The 2,539-nt window shown below is 52.0% G+C and carries 1 rRNA gene; it reads right to left on the bottom strand.

Going from position 1 to position 2,539, the window contains the following annotated elements:
- Nucleotides 1-80: 80 nt before the first annotated feature.
- Nucleotides 81-2,539, bottom strand: a 23S ribosomal RNA gene (locus tag AACY30_RS27280); the annotation flags it as partial.

Genomic DNA, 2,539 nt, shown 5'->3' with positions numbered 1-2,539 from the left:
GAGATCGAACTTTCGGTTCTATCGTCTTCACACACCGCAATCTGATGCTCGTTAGAGAAGTCAAATTGCTTGGGTGTTATATGGTCAAGCCTCACGGGCAATTAGTATTGGTTAGCTCAACGCCTCACAGCGCTTACACACCCAACCTATCAACGTCGTAGTCTTCGACGGCCCTTCAGGGGACTCAAGGTCCCAGTGAGATCTCATCTTGAGGCTAGTTTCCCGCTTAGATGCTTTCAGCGGTTATCTATTCCGAACATAGCTACCCGGCAATGCCACTGGCGTGACAACCGGAACACCAGAGGTTCGTCCACTCCGGTCCTCTCGTACTAGGAGCAGCCCCTCTCAAATCTCAAACGTCCACGGCAGATAGGGACCGAACTGTCTCACGACGTTCTAAACCCAGCTCGCGTACCACTTTAAATGGCGAACAGCCATACCCTTGGGACCGGCTTCAGCCCCAGGATGTGATGAGCCGACATCGAGGTGCCAAACACCGCCGTCGATATGAACTCTTGGGCGGTATCAGCCTGTTATCCCCGGAGTACCTTTTATCCGTTGAGCGATGGCCCTTCCATACAGAACCACCGGATCACTAAGACCTACTTTCGTACCTGCTCGACGTGTCTGTCTCGCAGTCAAGCGCGCTTTTGCCTTTATACTCTACGACCGATTTCCGACCGGTCTGAGCGCACCTTCGTACTCCTCCGTTACTCTTTAGGAGGAGACCGCCCCAGTCAAACTACCCACCATACACTGTCCTCGATCCGGATAACGGACCTGAGTTAGAACCTCAAAGTTGCCAGGGTGGTATTTCAAGGTTGGCTCCACGCAGACTGGCGTCCACGCTTCAAAGCCTCCCACCTATCCTACACAAGCAAATTCAAAGTCCAGTGCAAAGCTATAGTAAAGGTTCACGGGGTCTTTCCGTCTAGCCGCGGATACACTGCATCTTCACAGCGATTTCAATTTCACTGAGTCTCGGGTGGAGACAGCGCCGCCATCGTTACGCCATTCGTGCAGGTCGGAACTTACCCGACAAGGAATTTCGCTACCTTAGGACCGTTATAGTTACGGCCGCCGTTTACCGGGGCTTCGATCAAGAGCTTCGCGTTAGCTAACCCCATCAATTAACCTTCCGGCACCGGGCAGGCGTCACACCCTATACGTCCACTTTCGTGTTTGCAGAGTGCTGTGTTTTTAATAAACAGTCGCAGCGGCCTGGTATCTTCGACCGGCATGAGCTTACGGAGCAAGTCCTTCACCCTCACCGGCGCACCTTCTCCCGAAGTTACGGTGCCATTTTGCCTAGTTCCTTCACCCGAGTTCTCTCAAGCGCCTTGGTATTCTCTACCCAACCACCTGTGTCGGTTTGGGGTACGGTTCCTGGTTACCTGAAGCTTAGAAGCTTTTCTTGGAAGCATGGCATCAACCACTTCGTTAACTAAAAGTTAACTCGTCATCAGCTCTCGGCCTTAAGATCCCGGATTTACCTAAGATCTCAGCCTACCACCTTAAACTTGGACAACCAACGCCAAGCTGGCCTAGCCTTCTCCGTCCCTCCATCGCAATAACCAGAAGTACAGGAATATTAACCTGTTTTCCATCGACTACGCTTTTCAGCCTCGCCTTAGGGACCGACTAACCCTGCGTCGATTAACGTTGCGCAGGAAACCTTGGTCTTTCGGCGTGGGTGTTTTTCACACCCATTGTCGTTACTCATGTCAGCATTCGCACTTCTGATACCTCCAGCAAGCTTCTCAACTCACCTTCACAGGCTTACAGAACGCTCCTCTACCGCATCACCTAAGTGATACCCGTAGCTTCGGTGTATGGTTTGAGCCCCGTTACATCTTCCGCGCAGGCCGACTCGACTAGTGAGCTATTACGCTTTCTTTAAAGGGTGGCTGCTTCTAAGCCAACCTCCTAGCTGTCTAAGCCTTCCCACATCGTTTCCCACTTAACCATAACTTTGGGACCTTAGCTGACGGTCTGGGTTGTTTCCCTTTTCACGACGGACGTTAGCACCCGCCGTGTGTCTCCCATGCTCGGCACTTGTAGGTATTCGGAGTTTGCATCGGTTTGGTAAGTCGGGATGACCCCCTAGCCGAAACAGTGCTCTACCCCCTACAGTGATACATGAGGCGCTACCTAAATAGCTTTCGAGGAGAACCAGCTATCTCCGAGCTTGATTAGCCTTTCACTCCGATCCACAGGTCATCCGCTAACTTTTCAACGGTAGTCGGTTCGGTCCTCCAGTTAGTGTTACCCAACCTTCAACCTGCCCATGGATAGATCGCCCGGTTTCGGGTCTATTCCCAGCGACTAGACGCCCTATTAAGACTCGCTTTCGCTACGCCTCCCCTATTCGGTTAAGCTCGCCACTGAAAATAAGTCGCTGACCCATTATACAAAAGGTACGCAGTCACCCAACAAAGTGGGCTCCCACTGCTTGTACGCATACGGTTTCAGGATCTATTTCACTCCCCTCTCCGGGGTTCTTTTCGCCTTTCCCTCACGGTACTAGTTCACTATCGGT

Origin of the sequence: Pseudomonas sp. RA_5y_Pfl1_P24, from assembly GCF_963970945.1 — a bacterium.
GTDB lineage: Bacteria > Pseudomonadota > Gammaproteobacteria > Pseudomonadales > Pseudomonadaceae > Aquipseudomonas > Aquipseudomonas tritici.
This window is presented reverse-complemented; position numbering and strand designations above follow the sequence as displayed.